The sequence below is a fragment of the Nocardia transvalensis genome (genome assembly GCF_015477765.1).
In the GTDB taxonomy this organism is placed as follows: domain Bacteria; phylum Actinomycetota; class Actinomycetes; order Mycobacteriales; family Mycobacteriaceae; genus Nocardia; species Nocardia transvalensis_A.
In genome coordinates, this window is sequence record NZ_JADLQQ010000009.1 from 260,603 (window position 1) to 280,373 (window position 19,771).

The 19,771-nt window shown below is 68.0% G+C and carries 21 protein-coding genes and 1 pseudogene; 10 read left to right on the top strand and 12 right to left on the bottom strand.

Going from position 1 to position 19,771, the window contains the following annotated elements; translation table 11 throughout:
* Nucleotides 1–134: 134 nt before the first annotated feature.
* From aroB to IU452_RS26790, 4 genes and pseudogenes are all read right to left on the bottom strand, one after another.
* Nucleotides 135–1,253, bottom strand: a complete 1,119-nt coding sequence (aroB, locus tag IU452_RS26770) for a 3-dehydroquinate synthase (protein WP_195111940.1) — start codon at nt 1,251–1,253, stop codon at nt 135–137.
* A gap of 1,031 nt (nt 1,254–2,284) precedes the next feature.
* Nucleotides 2,285–2,803 (bottom strand): annotated as a pseudogene (locus tag IU452_RS38430) (shikimate kinase); the annotation flags it as partial.
* The gene (gene aroC / locus IU452_RS26780; RefSeq protein WP_324192843.1) at nt 2,800–4,005 is read right to left on the bottom strand and encodes a chorismate synthase; all 1,206 of its coding nucleotides are present in this window, start codon (nt 4,003–4,005) and stop codon (nt 2,800–2,802) included. The gene aroC and the pseudogene IU452_RS38430, both read right to left, overlap by 4 nt.
* A gap of 770 nt (nt 4,006–4,775) precedes the next feature.
* Complete coding sequence (locus tag IU452_RS26790; protein WP_195111943.1) at nt 4,776–5,225, bottom strand: A24 family peptidase; 450 nt, start codon at nt 5,223–5,225, stop codon at nt 4,776–4,778.
* Between the two features lie 198 nt (nt 5,226–5,423).
* Between IU452_RS26790 and IU452_RS26795 the strand changes: the two genes are divergently transcribed.
* Genes IU452_RS26795 through IU452_RS26810 form a run of 4 tightly spaced genes read left to right on the top strand, consistent with a single transcriptional unit; the run spans nt 5,424 to nt 7,938 of the window.
* Complete coding sequence (locus IU452_RS26795) at nt 5,424–6,545, top strand: M24 family metallopeptidase (RefSeq protein WP_195111944.1); 1,122 nt, start codon at nt 5,424–5,426, stop codon at nt 6,543–6,545.
* A gap of 54 nt (nt 6,546–6,599) precedes the next feature.
* Nucleotides 6,600–7,163 carry an elongation factor P gene (gene efp / locus IU452_RS26800; RefSeq protein WP_195111945.1) on the top strand — a complete coding sequence of 188 codons (564 nt, stop codon included), beginning with the start codon at nt 6,600–6,602 and terminating at the stop codon, nt 7,161–7,163.
* A 10-nt stretch (nt 7,164–7,173) separates the two neighbouring features.
* Nucleotides 7,174–7,680: a transcription antitermination factor NusB gene (gene nusB / locus IU452_RS26805; protein WP_195111946.1), complete on the top strand. Its 507-nt coding sequence runs from the start codon at nt 7,174–7,176 to the stop codon at nt 7,678–7,680.
* Entirely contained in the window at nt 7,681–7,938 is a 258-nt protein-coding gene (locus IU452_RS26810; RefSeq protein WP_324192839.1) for a YciI family protein, read from the top strand.
* Between the two features lie 19 nt (nt 7,939–7,957).
* On the opposite strand, the gene IU452_RS26815 is transcribed toward IU452_RS26810, so the two are convergent.
* From IU452_RS26815 to IU452_RS26825, 3 genes are all read right to left on the bottom strand, one after another.
* Nucleotides 7,958–9,331 (bottom strand): serine hydrolase domain-containing protein, encoded by a 1,374-nt coding sequence (locus tag IU452_RS26815; RefSeq protein ID WP_195111947.1) that lies wholly within the window; start codon nt 9,329–9,331, stop codon nt 7,958–7,960.
* A 119-nt stretch (nt 9,332–9,450) separates the two neighbouring features.
* Nucleotides 9,451–10,620, bottom strand: a complete 1,170-nt coding sequence (locus IU452_RS26820; RefSeq protein ID WP_195111948.1) for a serpin family protein — start codon at nt 10,618–10,620, stop codon at nt 9,451–9,453.
* A 70-nt stretch (nt 10,621–10,690) separates the two neighbouring features.
* On the bottom strand, nt 10,691–11,140 hold the full coding sequence (locus IU452_RS26825; protein ID WP_195111949.1) for an SgcJ/EcaC family oxidoreductase: 450 nt from the start codon (nt 11,138–11,140) through the stop codon (nt 10,691–10,693).
* Nucleotides 11,141–11,274: 134 nt separating this feature from the next.
* Here IU452_RS26825 and IU452_RS26830 point away from each other — a divergent pair, with 134 nt between their 5' ends.
* Together IU452_RS26830 and IU452_RS26835 are read left to right on the top strand one after the other, a co-directional pair.
* The gene (locus IU452_RS26830; protein ID WP_195112041.1) at nt 11,275–11,832 is read left to right on the top strand and encodes a DUF4334 domain-containing protein; all 558 of its coding nucleotides are present in this window, start codon (nt 11,275–11,277) and stop codon (nt 11,830–11,832) included.
* Between the two features lie 69 nt (nt 11,833–11,901).
* Entirely contained in the window at nt 11,902–13,131 is a 1,230-nt protein-coding gene (locus IU452_RS26835) for an FAD-dependent oxidoreductase (RefSeq protein ID WP_195111950.1), read from the top strand.
* Nucleotides 13,132–13,189: 58 nt separating this feature from the next.
* On the opposite strand, the gene IU452_RS26840 is transcribed toward IU452_RS26835, so the two are convergent.
* Nucleotides 13,190–13,903, bottom strand: coding sequence for an HD domain-containing protein (locus IU452_RS26840; protein WP_195111951.1), 714 nt, complete (start codon nt 13,901–13,903; stop codon nt 13,190–13,192).
* Nucleotides 13,904–13,953: 50 nt separating this feature from the next.
* Entirely contained in the window at nt 13,954–14,580 is a 627-nt protein-coding gene (locus tag IU452_RS26845) for an alpha-ketoglutarate-dependent dioxygenase AlkB (RefSeq protein ID WP_195111952.1), read from the bottom strand.
* A gap of 98 nt (nt 14,581–14,678) precedes the next feature.
* Here IU452_RS26845 and IU452_RS26850 point away from each other — a divergent pair, with 98 nt between their 5' ends.
* Both IU452_RS26850 and IU452_RS26855 read left to right on the top strand, forming a co-directional pair.
* A complete protein-coding gene (locus tag IU452_RS26850) occupies nt 14,679–14,954 on the top strand; it encodes a helix-turn-helix domain-containing protein (RefSeq protein WP_195111953.1) in 276 nt (91 codons plus the stop codon).
* 206 nt (nt 14,955–15,160) lie between these two features.
* Nucleotides 15,161–15,922, top strand: coding sequence for an SDR family NAD(P)-dependent oxidoreductase (locus IU452_RS26855; protein ID WP_195111954.1), 762 nt, complete (start codon nt 15,161–15,163; stop codon nt 15,920–15,922).
* Nucleotides 15,923–16,107: 185 nt separating this feature from the next.
* Here IU452_RS26855 and IU452_RS26860 read toward each other — a convergent pair whose 3' ends face one another.
* Both IU452_RS26860 and IU452_RS26865 read right to left on the bottom strand, forming a co-directional pair.
* Nucleotides 16,108–16,863 (bottom strand): hypothetical protein, encoded by a 756-nt coding sequence (locus IU452_RS26860; RefSeq protein WP_195111955.1) that lies wholly within the window; start codon nt 16,861–16,863, stop codon nt 16,108–16,110.
* Between the two features lie 145 nt (nt 16,864–17,008).
* Nucleotides 17,009–17,494, bottom strand: a complete 486-nt coding sequence (locus IU452_RS26865; RefSeq protein WP_195111956.1) for a GNAT family N-acetyltransferase — start codon at nt 17,492–17,494, stop codon at nt 17,009–17,011.
* Nucleotides 17,495–17,883: 389 nt separating this feature from the next.
* On the opposite strand from IU452_RS26865, the gene IU452_RS26870 reads away from it, so the two are divergent.
* Together IU452_RS26870 and IU452_RS26875 are read left to right on the top strand one after the other, a co-directional pair.
* Entirely contained in the window at nt 17,884–18,183 is a 300-nt protein-coding gene (locus IU452_RS26870; protein ID WP_195111957.1) for a hypothetical protein, read from the top strand.
* Nucleotides 18,184–18,427: 244 nt separating this feature from the next.
* Nucleotides 18,428–18,769 (top strand): hypothetical protein, encoded by a 342-nt coding sequence (locus tag IU452_RS26875; protein ID WP_195111958.1) that lies wholly within the window; start codon nt 18,428–18,430, stop codon nt 18,767–18,769.
* Nucleotides 18,770–18,781: 12 nt separating this feature from the next.
* Here the strand turns inward: IU452_RS26875 and IU452_RS26880 are convergent, their stop codons facing one another.
* Nucleotides 18,782–19,597: a class I SAM-dependent methyltransferase gene (locus IU452_RS26880; RefSeq protein WP_195111959.1), complete on the bottom strand. Its 816-nt coding sequence runs from the start codon at nt 19,595–19,597 to the stop codon at nt 18,782–18,784.
* Nucleotides 19,598–19,771 lie beyond the last annotated feature (174 nt).

Consider the following 19,771-nt stretch of genomic DNA (forward strand, 5'->3'; position numbering starts at 1 on the left):
TTGAGTGTGATGCTCGGACGTCAACCCCGGTACCCCCCAACGATTTATGCGTACAGTGTTCGCAGTCGAGGACAGCGTAGGCACGGCCGCGACGTGGGGCAATAAGTACCTACCGGCAGGGCACGTGATTGGGCTTACAGGAGAATGGGGCCGTTCGTCGGGTTGTCCTCGCGGGCGATGGTCGCGTAGGCGGCGGCCAGGAGGGAGGGGTCGGGGCCCTCGAGGCGGCCGGGTTTGGCCAGGCCGTCGAGGACCACGAAACGGAGGACGCCCGAGCGGGTCTTCTTGTCGGTCTGCATGGTGTCCAGCAGTTGGGGGAGAGCGTCGGCGTCGTACGTGGTGGGGAGGCCGACGCTTTCCAGGACCGTGCGGTGGCGGTCGGCGGTGGCGTCGTCGAGGCGCCCGGCCAACCGGCCCAGTTCCGCGGCGAACACCAGGCCCACCGACACGGCCGCGCCGTGGCGCCAGCGGTACCGCTCGCGGCGCTCGATGGCGTGGCCGAGAGTGTGGCCGTAATTGAGGATTTCGCGCAGGCTCGCCTCCTTCAGGTCGGCCGACACCACGTCGGCCTTCACCTGAACGGCGCGGCGCACCAGCTCCGGCAGCACGTCGCCGGTCGGGTCGAGGGCCGCCTGCGGGTCGCGCTCGATCAGGTCCAGGATCACCGGGTCGGCGATGAATCCGGCCTTGATGATCTCGGCCATCCCGGCCACGATCTCGTTGCGCGGCACCGTCTCCAGCGTCGCCAGATCGACCAGCACCGCCGCGGGCTCATGGAAGCAGCCGACCAGATTCTTACCGGCCTCGGTGTTGATCCCGGTCTTACCGCCCACCGCGGCGTCGACCATTGCCAGCAGTGTGGTCGGCACGTGCACGATATTTACCCCGCGCATCCAGGTCGCGGCCACGAATCCGGCCAGATCGGTGGCGGCGCCACCACCCAGGCTGATCACCACATCCTGACGGGTGAGCCCGATGCGCCCCAGCACCTCCCAGCAGAATCCGGCCACCGGCAGATCCTTACCGGCCTCGGCGTCGGGGATCTCGATGCGATGCGCGTCGAGTCCCTTGTCCGCCAACGCCTTCCGCACCACCTCGGCGGTCTCGGTCAGCGGCGGCTGGTGAAAGATCGCGACGGTACGCACACCGGACCGGCCGGTGACCTGCTCGACCAGATCGCCCAGCAGTCCACGCCCGATGATCACCGGGTACGGGTCGGCCGCGCGGACCTCGATGCGGGTCGGCTCACTCATGTGTGCTGCTCCGATTCTTCTCGTGCTCGTAGGGACTGTGCTGAGACATGATGCCTCTGCCTTCCGCCCACCGGATTCAGCTCCGTGCCAGCGACGAAGGACGCCGATCCGCCCACCGATGCCGGGTCTGCGAGCCGCCGGGTCGGGTGCGCTGCGGCATCGGCGTCGGTGGCCGAATTCGGTGGTGCGGCCGGGTTCGATGCGGAGGGACCGCTGACCTCGGCGTCGGCCGTGGTGTCGGATGGCCGTTGCCGCGGGGAGCGTGACCGCGCCTCGGTCGAGTACGCGGTATGGGCCGGGGCGCCGGTCGGTGGACCGGCCGGGCGGGTTGCGGTGCGACGGGATCGACGGTTGTTCTGGCCGGCGACGGAATGTTGCTGGGGAGCAACAGGATTCGCGGTATCGAAAGCGGGCGTGGACTGGCTTGCTCGGCCGTCGGCGGGCTGTGCTGGATGCCGTCCCGTCGGAACGGTTTCGCCGGGCGCACCGGCGGCGCGACGCACACCACGCTTGCGGCGGCGTCGGCCGCCTTGCTCGGCCTTCGAGACTTGGGGGGCCGCATCCGGTTCGGAATGCGTCTCGTCCGAGTTCGTTGCGGTTCGCTGGTTCTCGCCCGTGTTACCGCGACCGGACGGTGGTGGTGAATTCGCGGGTTCTGGGGACGTCGGCGCTGCTCCGGTCGCTGGTGTGGTTGCACCCGAAGAGCGCGATAGGCCGCTGTCGGCAGGCGAATCCGCTGTGGTGACAGTGCCCGAGCGGCGCCGCCCCCCGCGTCGCGAGCGGCGGGAACGACGGCGTGGGCCGGTCGAGTTCGTGGCTGGGGCCTCGGCGTTCATTGTTCCTGCGGCTTCGTCCGGTGCCGCGGCGGGTGCGTCCCGATCGGTGGTCGCAGTCGTCGAATTCGTTTGCACGCCCGTGTATTTCGATTGACCACGGCGACGGCGTCGCGCGCGGGCGCGGCGGCTGGTGCCCTCGCCGTCGACGGGACGCGGTGGAGCGGAGGTCGGCTTGGGTTCGGCCGGTTGCAGATCCAGCCTCGCCATGATGTTGCGGACCACCCGGCCGGGGCTGCGGCCGTCGGTGCGCACCCGCACGCTGGCCACCTCCCGGTAGAAGGGGCGGCGCTCGCGCATCAGGGCGCGGTACTTGGCGCCCGGGTCGTCACCGGTCAGCAGCGGCCGGTTGGTACCGGCGCCGGTGCGCCGGAGTCCTTCGGCCACACTGATTTCCAGATAGACCACGGTGCGCCCGCGCAGCAGTTCACGCGTGGCCGACGACAGCACCGCGCCACCACCGAGTGACACCACACCGGTGTGGGACAGCACGGCGCGGCGCACTACCCGCTCCTCGATGCGCCGGAACTCGGGTTCGCCGTCGTCGGCGAAGATCTCGGGGATCGTCCGTCCGGTCTCCGCCTCGATCCCGGCGTCGGTGTCGAACAGTTCGACGCCGAGTTCCTTGGCGAGCTTGCGGCCGATCGTCGACTTGCCCGCCCCCGGCGGCCCGACCAGCACCACGCACGGCCGGCGCGGGTCGGTCTGCACGATCATGACGTCACGGTGCCCGGGATGTGCGGGCGGGCGTTGATCCGCTTCAGGTAGCTGGTGAGGTTCTCGACCGTCTCCGGCAGCGAATCGCCCCCGAACTTCTCCAGCGCCGCCTGCGCGACCACCAGCGCGACCATCGCCTCGGCCACCACACCGGCGGCCGGGACCGCGCACACGTCCGAGCGCTGATGGATGGCGGCGGCCTCTTCGCCGGTGGACATGTCCACCGTCGACAGCGCCCGCGGCACGGTCGAGATCGGCTTCATCGCCGCGCGCACCCGCAGCGGCTCCCCGTTGGTCATGCCGCCCTCGAGGCCACCGGCCCGGTTGGTGGAGCGCAGCACGCCGTCGGGGCCGGGCCGCATCTCGTCGTGGGCCTGGCTGCCGCGCCGGCGCGCGGTCTCGAAACCGTCGCCGACCTCGACGCCCTTGATGGCCTGAATCCCCATGAGCGCCCCGGCCAGCCGCGCGTCGAGGCGGTTCTCGCCGCTGGTGAACGAGCCCAGCCCGACCGGCAGCCCCTCGACCACGACCTCGACGACGCCGCCGAGCGTGTCGCCGTCCTTCTTGGCGGCCTCGATCTCGGCGATCATCGCCGCCTCGGCCTGCTTGTCGAAGGCACGCACCGGACTCTCGTCGATGGCGGCCAGATCCGCGGCCGTCGGCACCAAACCGGCTGCGGCCTGGGCGGTTCCGATGGACACCACGTGCGAGACGACCTCGACACCCAGCGCCTGCCGCAGGAACTGCCGCGCCACGGTGCCGGCGGCGACACGGGCCGCGGTCTCGCGGGCGCTGGCCCGCTCGAGCACCGGCCGGGCGTCGTCGAAGCCGTATTTGAGCATGCCGGAGTAGTCGGCGTGCCCGGGCCGCGGCCGGGTCAGCGGCGCGTTGCGGGCCAGCTCGGCCAGTTCGGCCTCGTCGACCGGATCGGAGGCCATGACCTGCGTCCACTTCGGCCACTCGGAGTTGCCGATCTCGATAGCGATCGGACCACCCATGGTGCGGCCGTGCCGGACACCGCCGATGACGGTGACCTTGTCGGCCTCGAACTTCATCCGGGCGCCGCGCCCGTAGCCCAGGCGGCGGCGCGCCAGTTGCGCGGCAATATCGGCGGAGGTCACCTCGACTCCGGCCACCATCCCCTCGAGGATCGCGACAAGGGCGGGACCATGGGATTCTCCGGCAGTTATCCAGCGCAACACGGACTCCATCTTTCCACGTCAGCACGGTCACCCGGTCATGTGGGCCACCCGCACGGCGCGACGGAGCGCGGTCGCGGTCGCGCGCGTCGCCCCCGACCACGGCCGATGCCCGAGATTCGCCAGCGGCGGCCAGCGCCCCTTCGCTTCGCTCAGGGATGAGAGGTGAATGCCTGCCGGGGTGGGAGGTGAATGCCTGCTGGGGTGAGAGGTGGGTGCCTGCTGGGGTGAGAGGTGGGTGCCTGTCGGGTGTGGGAGGTGGGTGCCTGTCGGGTGTGGGAGGTGGGTGCCTGTCGGGTGTGGGAGGTGGGTGCCTGTCGGGTGTGGGAGGTGGGTGCCTGTCGCGTGTGGGAGGTGAGTGCCTGTCGGGGTGGGAGGTGGGTGCTTGCCGGGTGCGGGAGGTGGGTGCTTGCCGGGTGTGGGAGGTGGGTGCTTGCCGCGTGTGGGAGGTGGGTGCTTGCCGCGTGTGGGAGGTGGGTGCCTGTCGGGTGTGGGAGGTGGGTGCCTGTCGGGTGTGGGAGGTGGGTGCTTGCCGCGTGTGGGAGGTGGGTGCTTGCCGCGTGTGGGAGGTGGGTGCCTGTCGGGTGTGGGAGGTGAGTGCCTGCCGGGGTGGGAGGTGAGTGTTTGCCGGGTGTGGGAGGTGGGTGCTTGCCGGGGGTGAGAGGTGGGTGCCTGCGGGCCGCTATCTCTCATTCCTGACCGGTCCTTCTCTTTCATCCCTGAGCGGTCCTTACTCTTTCATCCCTGAGCGAAGCGAAGGGCCATCGTGATCGCTAAGGGGTGGTCAACAGCGCGACGACAGTTGCCAGGCACATCGAAGGCCCATGAGGTAGGGAGAGTTCGGCGGGTGAGGCGCGGGCGCGCCGGGCGTGCGCGACGACCGCCACGACACCGGCCGCCCCCGTGAGCGCTGGGGCGGCGACGGCGGCCCACGCCCATGCCGGTGCGCCACCGCAGGCGGCGGCTGCGCCGAGGCCGAGCGCGAGTTTCACATCTCCGGCGCCGAAGGCGCACGGTGCCGCCAGATGGACGAGCAGATACGGCATGAACAGCAGCAGGGCGCCGGCGGCCGCGGCGGCGAAGCGGCCCGTTGCCATCGCATAGCCGAGGATCGCCAGCGCACCGGGGAGGGTCAACAGGTCGGGTAGCCGGCGGGTGCGCAGATCGATGAGGCTCAGCACCGTGCACCAGAGGGTCAGTAAAGCGAGCGCGATGACAGTCATGTCCTGATCGTGCGCCGGAGATTCGTCCGGTGGGCCGTGCGAACACGAAATGTGGACAACCCCAACGGATGTGAACAACCCGTGACTCCGAAAGGGCCCGGCAGACGGGATTCGCCCCGCTCGCACACGAGGGCGCGACATTCGCGCGACTGTGAGCGGAATGGGGATTGCGGACCGGTCAGCGGTAGCGTGGAAACCATGTCTGCTGATCACGGCGCGCACCGTCCCGATCATGCGGCCCGGCGGGCCGCGCTGCGGGACCTGTTGGTGGAGAACGGGGTCGATGCCCTGCTGGTGACCGATCTGGTGAATATCAGATATCTGACCGGTTTCACCGGATCCAATGCGGCGCTATTGGTCTATTCCTGGGACGGCGCCGAGGACCGCACCGTGATCTGCACCGACGGCCGCTACGCGACCCAGGTGGCCGAGCAGGTCCCGGATCTGCGCGCGGAGATCGCGCGGTCCAGCGCCCGGCGGCTGGTGGAGCTGGCGGGGGAGTGGCAGACCGGCCGCGTCGGTTTCGAAAGCCACGTCGTCACCGTCGACCAGCACCGCAGCTTCATCGAATGGGGCGCGGGCCTCGAACTGGTCCGCACCCCCGGTCTGGTGGAGCAGCTGCGCCTGGTGAAGGACGCCTACGAGGTCGACCGGCTGCGGGCTGCCTGCGCCGCCGCGGACTCGGCCCTGGCGGCCTTGCTCGAGCGCGGCAGCCTGCGCCCCGGGCGCACCGAGCGGCAGGTGGCACGCGAGCTGGAATGGCTGATGTTCGAGCGTGGCGCACAGGCCGTCGCCTTCGAAACGATCGTCGCCACCGGCGCCAATTCCGCCGTGCCCCATCACCGTCCGACCGAGGCGGTGCTGGCGCCCGGCGATTTCGTCAAACTCGACTTCGGCGCGGTGGTCGACGGCTACCACTCCGACATGACCCGTACCCTGGTGCTCGGCACGCCCAGCGACTGGCAGCGCGAGGTGTACGAGCTGGTGCGTGAGTCGCAGCGGGCGGGACGGAACGCACTGAAACCGGGCGTGGAGTGCAAGGCCGTGGACGCCGCCGCCCGCTCGATCATCGAGGCGGCCGGGCACGGCGAGCTGTTCGTGCACGGGCTCGGGCACGGTGTCGGCCTGCAGATCCACGAAGCGCCCGGAATCTCCAAAACGGGCACAGGTACACTGCTCGGTGGCGTGGCGGTGACCGTCGAGCCAGGTGTGTACTTCCCCGGCCGCGGCGGTGTGCGGATCGAGGATACGCTCGTGGTTCGCGAGGGGGGCCCCGAACTGCTCACGCTAACGAGTAAAGACCTGACCGTGGTCGACTGACGCACGGTTGCCCTACGACGGTGTTTGATTTAACAACAAGGAGACCCGAGGACAGTGGCGGACACGAGCGACTTCAAGAACGGCCTCGTGCTGAAGATCGACAATCAGCTGCAGCAGATCGTCGAATTCCAGCACGTCAAGCCGGGTAAGGGTCCGGCGTTCGTGCGAACGAAGCTGAAGAACGTCCTCTCCGGCAAGGTGGTCGACAAGACCTTCAACGCGGGCGTCAAGGTGGAGGTCGCCACCGTCGACCGCCGCGATATGACCTACCTGTACCACGACGGGTCGGACTACATCTTCATGGATGGCGACACCTACGACCAGATCCACATTGGTGACAAGGTGCTCGGCGACAGCGCGAAGTTCCTGCTGGAGAACATGCCGGTGCAGGTCGCGATGCACGACGGCGAGGTGCTCTACGTCGAGCTGCCCGTCACCGTGGAGCTCGAGGTCACCCACACCGAGCCCGGCCTGCAGGGCGACCGCTCCAGCGCGGGCACCAAGCCCGCGACCCTGGAGACCGGCGCCGAGGTGCAGGTCCCGCTGTTCATCAACCAGGGCGACAAGCTGAAGATCGACTCGCGCGACGGCAGCTACCTCGGCCGCGTCAACGCCTAATCTGGTGACTGTGGCGGATCAGCCCGGGGACAAGAAGTCCTCGTACAAGAAACTCGGTGCCCGGCACAAGGCCCGCCGCCGCGCGGTGGACCTGCTGTTCGAGGCCGAGGCCCGCGACGTCGACCCCGCCGAGCTGCTCGCCGAGCGCGCGCAGCTGGCGGTGCGGGACGAGTCGGTGGCACCGGTGAACCCCTACACCCAAACCCTGGTCGAGGGCGTCGCCGACGATCTCGACCGGGTCGACGGCACCATCGAGTCCTACCTGCAGGATTGGACGCTGTCGCGGCTGCCCGCCGTCGACCGCGCCATCCTGCGGGTCGCGGTGTGGGAGTTGTTCCACGCCAACGACGTCCCGCCGGTGGTGGCCGTCGACGAGGCGGTGGAGCTGGCCAAGGAGCTGTCCACCGACGATTCGCCGGGCTTCGTCAACGGCGTGCTCGGCCAGGTGGTGCTGGTGGCACCCCAGGTGCGTGCCGCGGCCGCCGCGACCCGCACCCCACGCGACGGTGAGGCGTAGGTGCGTAAGTACCTCGTCATGGCCCTGCGCACCCCGCGGTGGGACGACGCCGTCATCCAGCCCCACCGCGACTGGCTCGCCGACGTCCGTGCCCAGGGGCGGCTCGACTGCACCGGTCGTTTCACCGACGGTAGCGGCGGCGCGTATGTCGTCCTGGCCGAAGATCTCACCGCGGCAAAGGATCTGGTCTTCACCGACCCCATCCACACCACCGGCGCCTCCGAAGTGACGGTCTACGAGTGGGAGATCACCGGCTGACCGTGCCGGTGGTCGTCGCTCACGCGGCAACCTTGGGTGCGCAACGCATTCCGATGTAGCAGCAGGGTGTTCCGTCCGGCAGGGCCGCGAACACCACCGGCATCCACGCCTCGGCGAACGCTCCGGCCCCGGCGCCCGCGAACACCCCCTGGGATACCGGCACCAGTTCCGCCTCCAGCGGCGGCGAGAAGTCCTTCATGCCGCCCACGAATTCGTACCGCAGGTGCGGGACCGGATCGTCGGTGATCGTGATGATCACACCTTCGCGCTCGTACACGCCGGTGAGTGGGCTCATGTCGACGACCGGTGGCTGTGCGGGCGGGGCGAAGGAGTCGGGCATGCGGACATCGGCCAGTTCGGCGAGCAGTTCGCGGAACAGGGTGCTGTAGAGCCGGCGCGCCCCGCCACCGTTGGTCATCAGCGCGACAACGACACCCGCCGACGGCACTACCCGCAGATAGGAGTATTGCCCGGTGGCGGCGCCGTCGTGGCCGTAGCCTGCCACGCCGTCCCAGTCGTACAGGGTCCAGCCCAGTCCCCATCCGTCGGCGCTGACCGTCCATTTGTCGGGTACATCGACCTCGCGACGCTGCATGGCCGCAACGGTTTCCGCGGCGAGAACCCGCGTGCCGTCCGGCGTGAGACCGCCGTCGAGATGCAGTCGCGCGAAACGAACCATATCCGCGGCCGTGACCAGCACCCGTCCGTAGGGTCCCGCGCTGCGCGGCATGAGATCCCAGGCCGGTACCGGTTCGGGATCTCGGCCGGGTTCGCCGGAATGGCCCATCGCGACCCGGAAACGCAGCGCCTCCTCCGGCAGGGTCATCGTATGGGTGAGCCCGAGCGGGGCAGCCAACCGCTGCTTCACCGCGTCGTCCCAGCTCAGCCCGGTCAGCACCTCGACGAGACGACCCAGCACGTTGTAGCCGACGCTCGAGTACGAGATCGCCGCTCCCGGTGGGCAATCCAGTGCCACCTCGCGGGCGGCGGCGACATAGCGCTGCAGACAATCGTCGCCGCGGCCGCTGTCGAAGGTGAAATCGCAGGTGAGCCCGCCCGTATGGGAGAGCAGCTGCCGGACGGTGATGGTGTCTGTGGCCTGCGGGTCCGCGGTCGCGAATTCGGGCAGGACCGCCGCGACAGGCGAATCCAGGTCCACCGCACCCGATTCGACCAACTGCATCACCAGCGTCGCCGTGTAGAGCTTGGCGATCGAACCGGACTGGAACACCGAATCCGGTGTCGCCGTGACACCGGTCCCGCGGTGGAGCACCCCGGTGGCCAACTCGTGGACCTCGCCGTCGACGAGCACGGCGAGCGTCGCACCCGGGACGTGGTGGGCGGCGCGTAGATCATCCAGCCGGGCCTGCCAGCGCTCGATATCGAAGGTCATGAGGACATCCTTTCCGTACAGTGTTCCTTATTCGAACACTGTGCGCTATACCGCACACTGTTCGCCAAGTGGCGGGTAGGCAGACATGGATCCCCAGGGTGTGCGAGATGGGCGACGAACTAATCCGTGCCGCCTATCGACGACTCCGGAACTCGAGTCGGTGGCTGTGCGAGCCAGCCCGCCACGATGACCAGTCCGGTCGGGCGGTGTACGGCGAGAAAGCCGAAGGGCCGATCGAAGGTTGCGGAGATTTCTCTGGTGGTGTGCGGGCGGAATGCGGCGGCTCGGGCCAGGGTGATCGCCGTGACCGCGGCGGCTTCGAAACCCTCCCGGGTGAAGCGGGCCAAGGCATCCTGACCGGCCTGGGCGACGTAGAGCGGGGTGGGGGAGATGGCCGGGAAATGTTGGCGGCTGCTGTCGGTCGCGGTGCGCAGGCCGAACAGGTCGGCGTGCTGGAGCAGCCCATGCGAGGAGCGAATCTCGAACGGGGGCAGTTCGATGCGCAGGGTGTCGGCGACGGCACGGGTTTCGCGCACGATCAGGCCCGGCCCCTCGGTGCCGACGGGCAGATCCGAACGGGCCTCGATCGTTCCGTCCAACGCGGCGAGCCCGATGCCGAGCACCTCGCCCGGCGTGCCGTCGCCCAGGAACAGATGCACGTCGAGGTCGCCGGTGCCCCGCACCACGACCCGCGTCACCGGCGTCGGTCCGGCCAGGATCGCGGCGTCGTCGAGCCGTTTCGAATCGCGCGACAGTCCCGGCCCGCGATGCCCCCGCCACGGCCCGTCCTGCGGTTCGAGCACATCGTCGTGGAACGGCTGCAACCATGCGGTCCGCGCGACTACCGCGGTGGCCAGCACCATCAGCTCCTGCGGGGTCAGTTGCAGCGGGAAGCGCCGGATGAGCCCATCGGTGTGCCGAGCCGCCCAGGCATCGAGCGCCTCCTGTCCGGTGAGTTTGTCGACGGTCCCGGCGGGCAGCGCCCGCACCCACTCCCGGTGTAACTCGATATCCGCGCGCACCCACACACCGAGGGCGGCCGCCACGGTTTCGGCGTCTCGCAATTCGGCCAGCAGCCGCAGCGCACCGTCCTGTGCGGCGTCGGCCGGAAGCCCCACCGCCGCAGCCAGTTCCGACCGCGCCGATTCATCGGCGGCCCCGGCCAGCACGCTCAGCAGCGGCCACAGGCCACATCCGGACAGCACGAAATCGTCGGTGCCCGCCACCGCGCACCACCGCCCGGTCAGATCATTGGCGGCGGCCACATGCGGCTGCAGGCTCGTCTGCACAAGACCAGCCTACCGACGCCGAATGCCCCCGCCGGGGGTGTACGGAAACCGGCGGGGGCATGCCCGAGCCTCAGGCAGCCCGGGGGATCAGGGTGTTCTGACGTGCCGCTGCCCACCAGCGGCCGTCCTGTTTCACCAGCACATACAGCGCGATCATGGCGGGCTCCTGGTCGATGAGCTCGCCCTCTGCGGTGGTGGTGCGGGCGACCTTGTGGGCGAGGGCGACGTCCGGGCGCAGGAACGTCACATCGATGACGTCGTAGCGGACGTACTCGTCCTTCAGAAATCCGGCCAGCCCGGCGCGGCTGCTGTCGAGCAGCGCATCGCGTCCGGTCAGCAGCGTGCCCACCGCATTGACGACGGCGGCGTTGGCGGTGAAGTCGGCGATCATCAGCTCGGCGTCGTTGGTGTTGTAGCCCGCTTCGACATTGCCGACGATCGCGCGGATGGCGGCGATATCGTCGGTGTGGTCGACGGTGGTGTCCTCGACGCGAGGGGCGTTGCTGCGTACTGCGGTCATGCACTCATCGTTGCTCCTCAACCACACTTCAGGTCCAGCGGCGATTCCAGTGGTCTCGATCACCGTCATCGGACCCGTCGTGAGATATCGTGAGGGCGAATGTGTCATTCGGTCGCTACGTCGAGGAGGACGAGATGGCCCGCGTCGAAACGCCCGCCGCGCGTCTGCGCGGGCTGCAGGTCGGTGGCTGCACGCCGCAGCAGGCGTGGGAATTGTTCGACAGCCTGCCCGCGGTGCGTGTCGATGAGATCACCACCGGGCGCTGGCGCGGCGACGAACTGGACACGGGTCACCCGTGGGCCGGAGTGCTGCTCGAATCGGGTTGGTACGGTAAGCAATTCGACGGGTCCGAGGCCGTGCAGCCGCTGTTGTTCGCGGGTTCGGACGGGGCCGTGTTCCCGATCGATCCGCGCCGCGTCCCGCTTGCCCTCGCGGGCCGCATCCCGATGGCGGGTATCCGGGCGGCCCGCGCCCTGCTGCCCGTTCTGCGCCCGCTGCTGCGCACCCGCACGCCCCGGGCCCGGCTGCGTGATCTGGAGTACCGCGGAAAGGTCAGCGCCGCAATGATTTACGATCACCTGCCGATCATCGACATCTTTCGTCTCGTGGACGACGAAACCCTGCTCGGCGTCATGGATCTGCGCGGCATGACGGCCCCCTACTTTTTCATCCTGCGCCGCGAGAACACCTGATCCGGCCCGCCGCGCCGCCTACCATCGAGGGAACCGGTATTTGCGACGCGGACCGAAGAGGGTGTCCCGATGGAACGCACGACCTGTCTGGTCGCCGGCGGCGGCCCTGCCGGAATCGTTTTCGCCCTGTTGGCGGCCCGTGCCGGGGTCGACGTGACCGTGCTCGAGAAACACGATGACTTCCTGCGAGATTTCCGCGGCGACACCGTCCATCCGACCACGCTGGACCTGTTGGACGAGTTGGGTCTCGGCGAGGAGTTCGCCAAGCTGCCGCAGCGGCGGCTCACCGCGGTCCAACTGCCCTTGCGCGGGCGGATGTTCACCTTCGCGAGCTTCGAGAATCTGCCGGGCAGGCACAAATACATCGCCATGGTCCCGCAGTGGGATCTGCTGGATCTGCTCGCCCGCGCCGCCGACCAGGAGCCGAGTTTCCGGTTGCGGATGCACACCGAGGCCACCGATCTCGTGCGCGAGGGCGGCCGCGTGGTCGGCGTGCGCTATCGGACCGACGACGGCGATACCGGCGAGATCCGCGCCGATCTGACGCTGGCCTGCGACGGTCGCGGCTCGGTGCTGAGGGCCGCCGCGGGGCTCGGATCCCACAGGTGGGCAACGCCGTTCGATGTGTGGTGGTTCCGGATTCCGCGCCACGATACCGACCCCGCGGGCGCGGTCCCGGTGCTGACGGCCGACCGGGTGGCAATCATGCTCGACCGCGGCGACTACTGGCAGTGCGCCACCCTCATCGCCAAGGGCAGCGATCCCGCACTGCGCCGCGGCCCGGTCACCGAGATCATGCGCACCATGGCCGACGCCGTGCCGTGGCTGGCCGACCGGATCGAGGCGGTGCGGGACTGGGATGAGGTGAGGCTGCTCGACGTGAAGCTCGACCGGCTCGACCGCTGGTATACCGACGGCTTCCTGTGTCTGGGCGATGCGGCCCATGCCATGTCACCGGTGGGCGGCGTCGGCATCAACCTGGCCGTGCAGGACGCCGTCGCGGCGGCCCGGATCCTGGTTCCGAAACTGCTGTCCCATCAGGTGAGTGTGGCCGATCTGGCGCGCGTGCAGCGCCGGCGCACCCTACCGACCGTCGTCACGCAGCGGATGCAACGCTTCATGCACGCCGTGGCCATCGGCCCCGCGGTCTCCGGCCGGTTGAACGTCTCCAATTCCGACCGGACCCCGGTGCCGCTGCGGGTGTTCCGCCGCCTACCGGTGATCCGCAGCCTTCCCCCGTTCCTTGTCGCGCGCGGCATATTGCCCGAGCACGCACCGGATTTCGCCCGCCGCCCCTGAGAACGATCCTGCTCGATCGGGATGCGGACCACGCTGCTTACCCAAGGCCTCAGGGGATTCAGGCGTCGCTGAGGATGGCGTGGAATCTCTCGTCGGCGCGGTCGAGTTGGTCGAGAATGTGTTGTTTGACGTGGTCGACCAGCGGAGTGTCCGGGCGGGTCACCAGGTCGCGGTAGATGTCGGTGAGCGGGCGATATTTGGTGGCCAGGCGGTGCATGACCGGTCCGGTGGCGTAGAGGATGCCCACGCCGTTGTCGGTGAAGTCGGAAATCTTCACCACCCGCGCCCACGGCTCGCGATCCAGGCTGGCGGCGACGTGCTCGCGGTACTGCACGTGCCGGTCCACGCCCGGCTCGCGGGCCGGATTGGTCACGGCGGCCACGAGATTCGCGACGCGATCGCCGAAGCGGTCGCGCACCTCGGCCAAGGCGGCATCGACGGGGGAGCCCGAGCGCTCACCGGCCAGTTCGGGAGCGTGGTCCTCCACCGAATCGTGCAGCAGGCCCGCCACCACCACCTCGGTGTCGCGGACCTCGTAGTGACTGACGATCCGGATCGCCACGCGCAGTAGGTGGTTCAGATAGGGCTCGCGACCGTACCGGTCGTCTCGATGCAGTTCGGTGGCCAGATCCAAAGCATCGGCGACCTTTTCGGGCGCGGGCAGTTTCTCGGTCTCCAGCTCCAGGCGCTGTCGCAGCCCGCTTTCCCCGTGGACCTCACTGATGGTGTGCAACGGCATCACGGACAAGATTCCCGCCCCAACGGTGCTCATACCGCCAATCTATCGGGCACCACCGACGATTTCGCCAATGGATCCCTTGATCACCGCACCCCACGCGGGCGGAACTGAATACTGATGCGCGGACCCACCGATCGTCTGGTCTTCGGCACGGCATGCTCCCACGTGCGCTGGCACGACCCGCCCATGACGATCAGATCCCCATGCCCGACTCGATAGCGAACGCTCGACCCACCACCGCGCGGCCGCAGCAGCAACGCCCGCGCCGCCCCCACCGACACGATCGCCACCATGGTGTCGACGGTCGAGCCCCGTCCACCGGTATCCCCGTGCCATGCCACGCTGTCGTTCCCGTCGCGGTAGAAGCACAGCCCCGCGGTGCGGAACGGCTCACCGAGTTCGTCGCGATAGTGCGCGCCCAATGCCTCGCGCGCCTGATCGAGAACCGGATCCGGCAGCACCTCGTCCTCGCCGTAGAACCGCAGCAACCGCGGCACATCCACCATCCGGTCGTACATCTGCCGCCGATCCGCCCGCCACGGCACCCCCGCGGCCAACCGCTCGAACAACAGATCCGCCCCACTCAGCCACCCGGGAAGCACATCCACCCAGGCCCCGTCCCCGAGGACCGTCCGACGCAGCCCGGCCAGCGATCCGACTCCGACATCACCGAAGCCGTCCAGCAGCGACCCCTGCAGCGGTATCGACATGCCCCGAATCTACGACGCTTCGAACATATGTTCAAGTGATATCCCTTCTAGTGCGTCGAGCTTCGTGGCAGGGTCGCCAGGTTTGAGGTCCTGGCTTCATGAGCCGACAAGGAGACGCGCAGACGGCACGGACGGCGAAGGCGAGGATTCCGGTCGAGGACAAGGTCCGGATCGTGCTATCGGTGCTCAAAGGTGAGATGAGCGTGTCGGAGGCCGCGCGGCGGCGCGGGGTGTCCGCAATGGCGGTGACCAAGTGGAAGCAGGCATTCCTGGACGCGGGTGCGAAAGCCCTCGAACCGCGCCCCAGCGGCCCCCACCAAACCCTCGGCGACCGAACACCCAAGACCGTGTACCTACAGGGTCGATCCAGCTGAAGAACGCCCGCGCAGCGGATGGTACTGGCGTTCCCAGGAAGAACTTTCCCTTTTCCCTGGACTCGATGCGGCAACATACTGGTTAACGGCGCATGGAGTACGCATCAGGAGGAGCGCAGGAGCTCCTTTCGGCACATTGTGATGTTCAGCCGGACCGAATACCGCACGGGAGCAGACACACCGCGGTCGTACATCTGGGAGGAATCATGGCGGGCTCATTGAACGGAACGGTCGCCCTGGTCACCGGCGCATCCAGCGGCATCGGCGAGGCGACGGCGCTCCTGCTTGCCCAGCAGGGCGCGGCGGTGGCGCTCGTGGCGCGGCGGCTCGATCGGTTGACCGCGCTTTCGGCCAAGATCGGTGACGGCGGCGGCTCGGCGCTGGCGCTCGGTGCCGACGTAGCAGACGAGGAGCAGGCCCGTGGCGCCGTCGAACGCACCGTCACCGAGTTCGGCCGTCTCGACATCCTGGTCAACAACGCCGGCGTGGCGCTGGTGGGCCCGGTGCTGGATGCGCCGGTCACCGAATGGCGGCAGATGGTCGGCATCAACCTGCTCGGCACGATGTACTGCGCGCAGGCGGCGCTGCCGCACCTGCTGCGGGCGGCCGAGACCGGTCCCCGGCAGGTCGCCGACATGGTCAACATCAGCTCCACTGCTGGGCGGAAAGCCGTGCAGGGAAACGCGGTCTACTCCGCCACCAAGCATGCCGTCGGCGCGTTCAGCGAAGCGCTGCGACAGGAGGTCACCGGACGCCACGTGCGGATCTCACTGATCGAGCCGGGCAGGGTCGCCACGGAACTGGTCGACCACAACCGTCCGGAGATCAGATCGACCATCCTCCGCCAGTCCGGCGACGCGGAGTCGCTGCAGGCCACCGATATCGCCGACGCGGTCCACTACGTCGTGAGCCGGCCACGCGGGACGGCCGTCAACGAGATGGTGATTCGCCCCACCGAACAAGTCTGACCGGTAACCCATTCGGCCCCACGCCGACGGCGACAACCCAGACCGGGGCGCGTCGGCTTCGACGTGAAGGGAGTCGCCAATCCGATAGGTTGCCAACCCCGTCCGAATCCTGCCAAATTGTTGACGCAAGACACCGGTCTAGAGCGTCAAGGGTTCCTGGCTGCTGTCTACCAGCCTTCTCGCTGTTAGAACAATTCGGTGTCAACGTCGAGGTCGGTCTCCAGTAGGGCTTCGAGGCCGAGGCTGGTGTCGATATCGTCGTCCAGGCCGAGCGCGGTGATCAGATCGGTGTTGAGCTCTTGCCCGTTCGCCAGGTTGACGTCTACATCCAAGGTGGCGTCGACGTCGATTCCGGTGCTGACGTCCATGTCGGTGGACAGGGTGGTGCCGAGAGCCTCGTCGAGGGCGGCAAAGAAATCGGGCGAAAGTTCGATCGTGCCTTGGTCCACCAGTTTCAGCGTGGCTGTCGCTTGGCCCTCGTGCGTGACGACCTGGACGCTGCCCGGATGCCTGACCGTCGCGATGTGAACGTTGGATTTGGATCCGAACTTGCCAGCCAGGACACCGGTCTCGAGGTCGTAGACCATGTTCGAGATCGTGGTCTTTTTGTTGTCCTTGGACAGTTGAATACGGCCATGAAGGCGCACCGTGCCACCGGTGACCTTCTTTCCGTATGTGATCTTGCTGCCCTTGCCGACCGTCAGGCGGATGTCGCGGTCGACCTTGATGCCGTGGGCGGCGAGGTCGATCGCCGAGTCCAAGTCAAGGGTCATCCCGATGCCGCCGAGCGGGGACTCGCCTTGGCGTTGGGACTGGGTGTGGACCCAAGCGGACACGGGGGCAGCGTCGGCAGCGGGGATGAGGACCGTCGGGAAGGCGAGGAGTGCCCCCGCGGCGGCTAGTGCGATGGCGCTGCGGCCACGAGTCTGAAAAGTCACCATCGTCATTCGTTCCCGACCGCGGAGCGGATGGGGCGCCGGGTGGTTTCGAAGACAACCACAGCAGCGAGCGCGCCAACACCTTGACGCAGGACACCCTCTAGCGCGTCGAGAGGGCCGAGTGGCCGCCCTGCTCACGCCCGACAGTTCAGAACTCGCGGTACATGACATACAGGCCGACTCTGCCGAGCGTGGGGTGGCGGAACGCCCCAGGCACGGTGCCCACGATCTCGAAGCCCAACCGCTTATAGACATCGACCGCCCGGTGATTGGATTCGGCCACAGCATTGAATTGCATGCCGGCGAAGCCGCGGTCCTCCGCCCACCCCATCACATGCCGACACAGTGCCGCACCAACGCCTCGGCCGCGGGCATCGGCGGCGACCATGAAGCTGGCAGTCGACACGTGCGCGCCCGGCCCGGGCCGATTCGCATACGCGTTGGCGGTGCCCACCACACGGTCGCCGATCACGGCGACGACGGTGGTCGCAGGCGGCCCCATCACCCAGATGTCGTGCGCCTGCTCCTCGGTCATCGCCGGGTCGTAGGCGAACGTCTCACCGGAGCGCACGATGTCACGAATAATGGGCCAAACCTGGGGCCAGTCGGACGGGCTGTACTCGCGGATCCTCATGGACCAGAAGCTATCTCGGACCTACATGCGATCCCACTCATTAAATCCCTTGGGCTGCTGAGTATTCGGTCGACCACCCGGTGATGGTCTTCGAACTCGTCGAGTCGGCCCAGGTCCGCCGGCGATGGTCACAGTTACCGTTCAGGGAAGCTCAGACCGCCGACCGCTGGTCGAGAGGGTGTGACGAGGAACAATCTGCCCCGGAGCAGGGGAAATGAGACCGGCACAAAAAAAGATAGTTTCACGAAGCAGCCAATGGCTACTCCCGGGAAGATCGCCGGTGTCAGCTGCCGACACGGACGGTCATCGGGGGTTGGAGACTGGCCTGCGGAACCGTAGTTCGCCATCGACCTGGCTGACTGTCACGACAGCGAAAGGAACCGGACACCATGTTGATACTTACCCCCACCGCCATCGAGGCCGTTCGCAATATCACGTCCGCGCAGGGCGCACCAGAGGATGCCGGACTGCGATTCTTCGTGGCGGACGACGCCCAGACGCTGCAGGCCGCGGTCACCGCGGCACCGGCCGAACAAGACCAGGTCGTGACTGCTGAAGGATCACGGGTCTTCCTGGACCAGCAGGCCGCCGCCCTCCTGGACGACAAGATCCTCGACACAGGAGTGGACGCCAACGGCCAAGGGGGCTTCGTCCTTGGCCAGCAGGGCCAGGACATGTCGGGCAATTAGACTTGCCGCCTGACTCACATGTGGCCGTTGAAACTGTAACGGCCATCGAGCGCTGGCCGTGCAAAGGATCGACCCACCCTTGCTCGACCGCAAGCGGCAGGAGGACGTCCGACGGGGGTAATCTCGCTGTGTTCCGCAGGACCTCGAGCGGGGACGCCGACCCGGAACCCGCTGTCTGACAACCGAATCCAATGGTACGACGAAGGTCCGTGCATTAGCGCGGGCCTTTTGTACAGTGGCCCCCATGTGGTTGCTCAAAGGGCTGTTGTTCGCGTTGCTTGGGGCACTCGGCCTGTCGATACTCGCGATCATCGTGTTCGCCATGAACGACCACCCGGAGTGCGCCACGATCCCCGGAGACGTCGGGCCGTGCGGATTCTGGCCGCAGGTCGGCTACATCGGTCCCTTCGTCATCCTCTGGGGAACATTTCTCGGCACCGGGATCGCGGCCGCGTTCCTGCTGGTCGCCGCCGCGATCCGCGGGCTCGTGCTCGCCCTGTCGCGGCGGCAGCCCGCAAGTAGCCGGGGAGGGCTGGCCGAAGCGGTCCCGCGCGGCTGCTCCGGACCGCGCGCCCAGCGGCAATAGCGGACGGTCCGCTCACAGATCGGGTATGTCGTCTCGGCGGGCCCATGCACGGACTGTGGGTGGGGCGTACAGCCATCGCTGTTCGTCTTCCAGCTCGGCCTGCGCGGCGGCAATCACCTCGGGTCGGACACCAAGAGCGACCAAGGTGTCGTGGGCTTGTCCCCAGGTGAGGTTCCACATGCGCGCCATCGGTGAGCCTCCGCGAAACATCGGGATCTCCGCCTCGGCATGAACATCGACGAGTCCGAGCGCCTCCAACTGCGCGGGCAGGTTCCGGGCCCACGATTGGCTCGCGCCCGCGATTTCGGTCGAGCGCGCGAAGGCACGCCAGACTTCGCCGAATGCACCCGGCATCTCATCGAGTACGCCGAGCCCATCGCCTTCTTCGAGCATGAGAACGCCGCCCGGTGCCAGCGCTCGGGCCAATCGCTCCACCACAATGTCCCTGTCGGCAATGTGCAGCAGTACGAATCTGGTGTGGACGAAATCGAATGCCCGTTCGGGGATGTCGTCGGCGACGAGGTCGAGCTGGGCCACTTCACCGCCGAGGCCGGGGAGGTCGGCGAGATGGCGCGGGTCGGCATCGACCGCGAGCACCCGACCGCCGGGCAGTACGGCACTACACTGCCATCGTGCGAAGGACCCGCCGCCAGCTCCGGCTTCCAGGCATCGCCATCCCGCACTCACGCCCAGCCGTTGCGCGAGCGCGATACTGCCTGGGTCATAGGCCGCGCCGAGCAGGGCAAGGCGTTCGTCGGCGAAATCCCATTCGTTCGGCAGCGTGTAGTACGGGTCACCCGGCGAGGAAATTGGTGAAGACCAGCTCATGCCCAGACGCTATGCCCGGTGTCATGAGCCGAGGGTTGGTTTACCGGGCTTCGCCGGTGCAACGTGATCGAATCCACACTGCTAGAACAACTTCGAACGAGGGGCTTTGGAACTTCCGCTCATCGGCATTTCCGTACGTTCGCAAGCCGTGCCAGCCAACCACTATGGGCAACT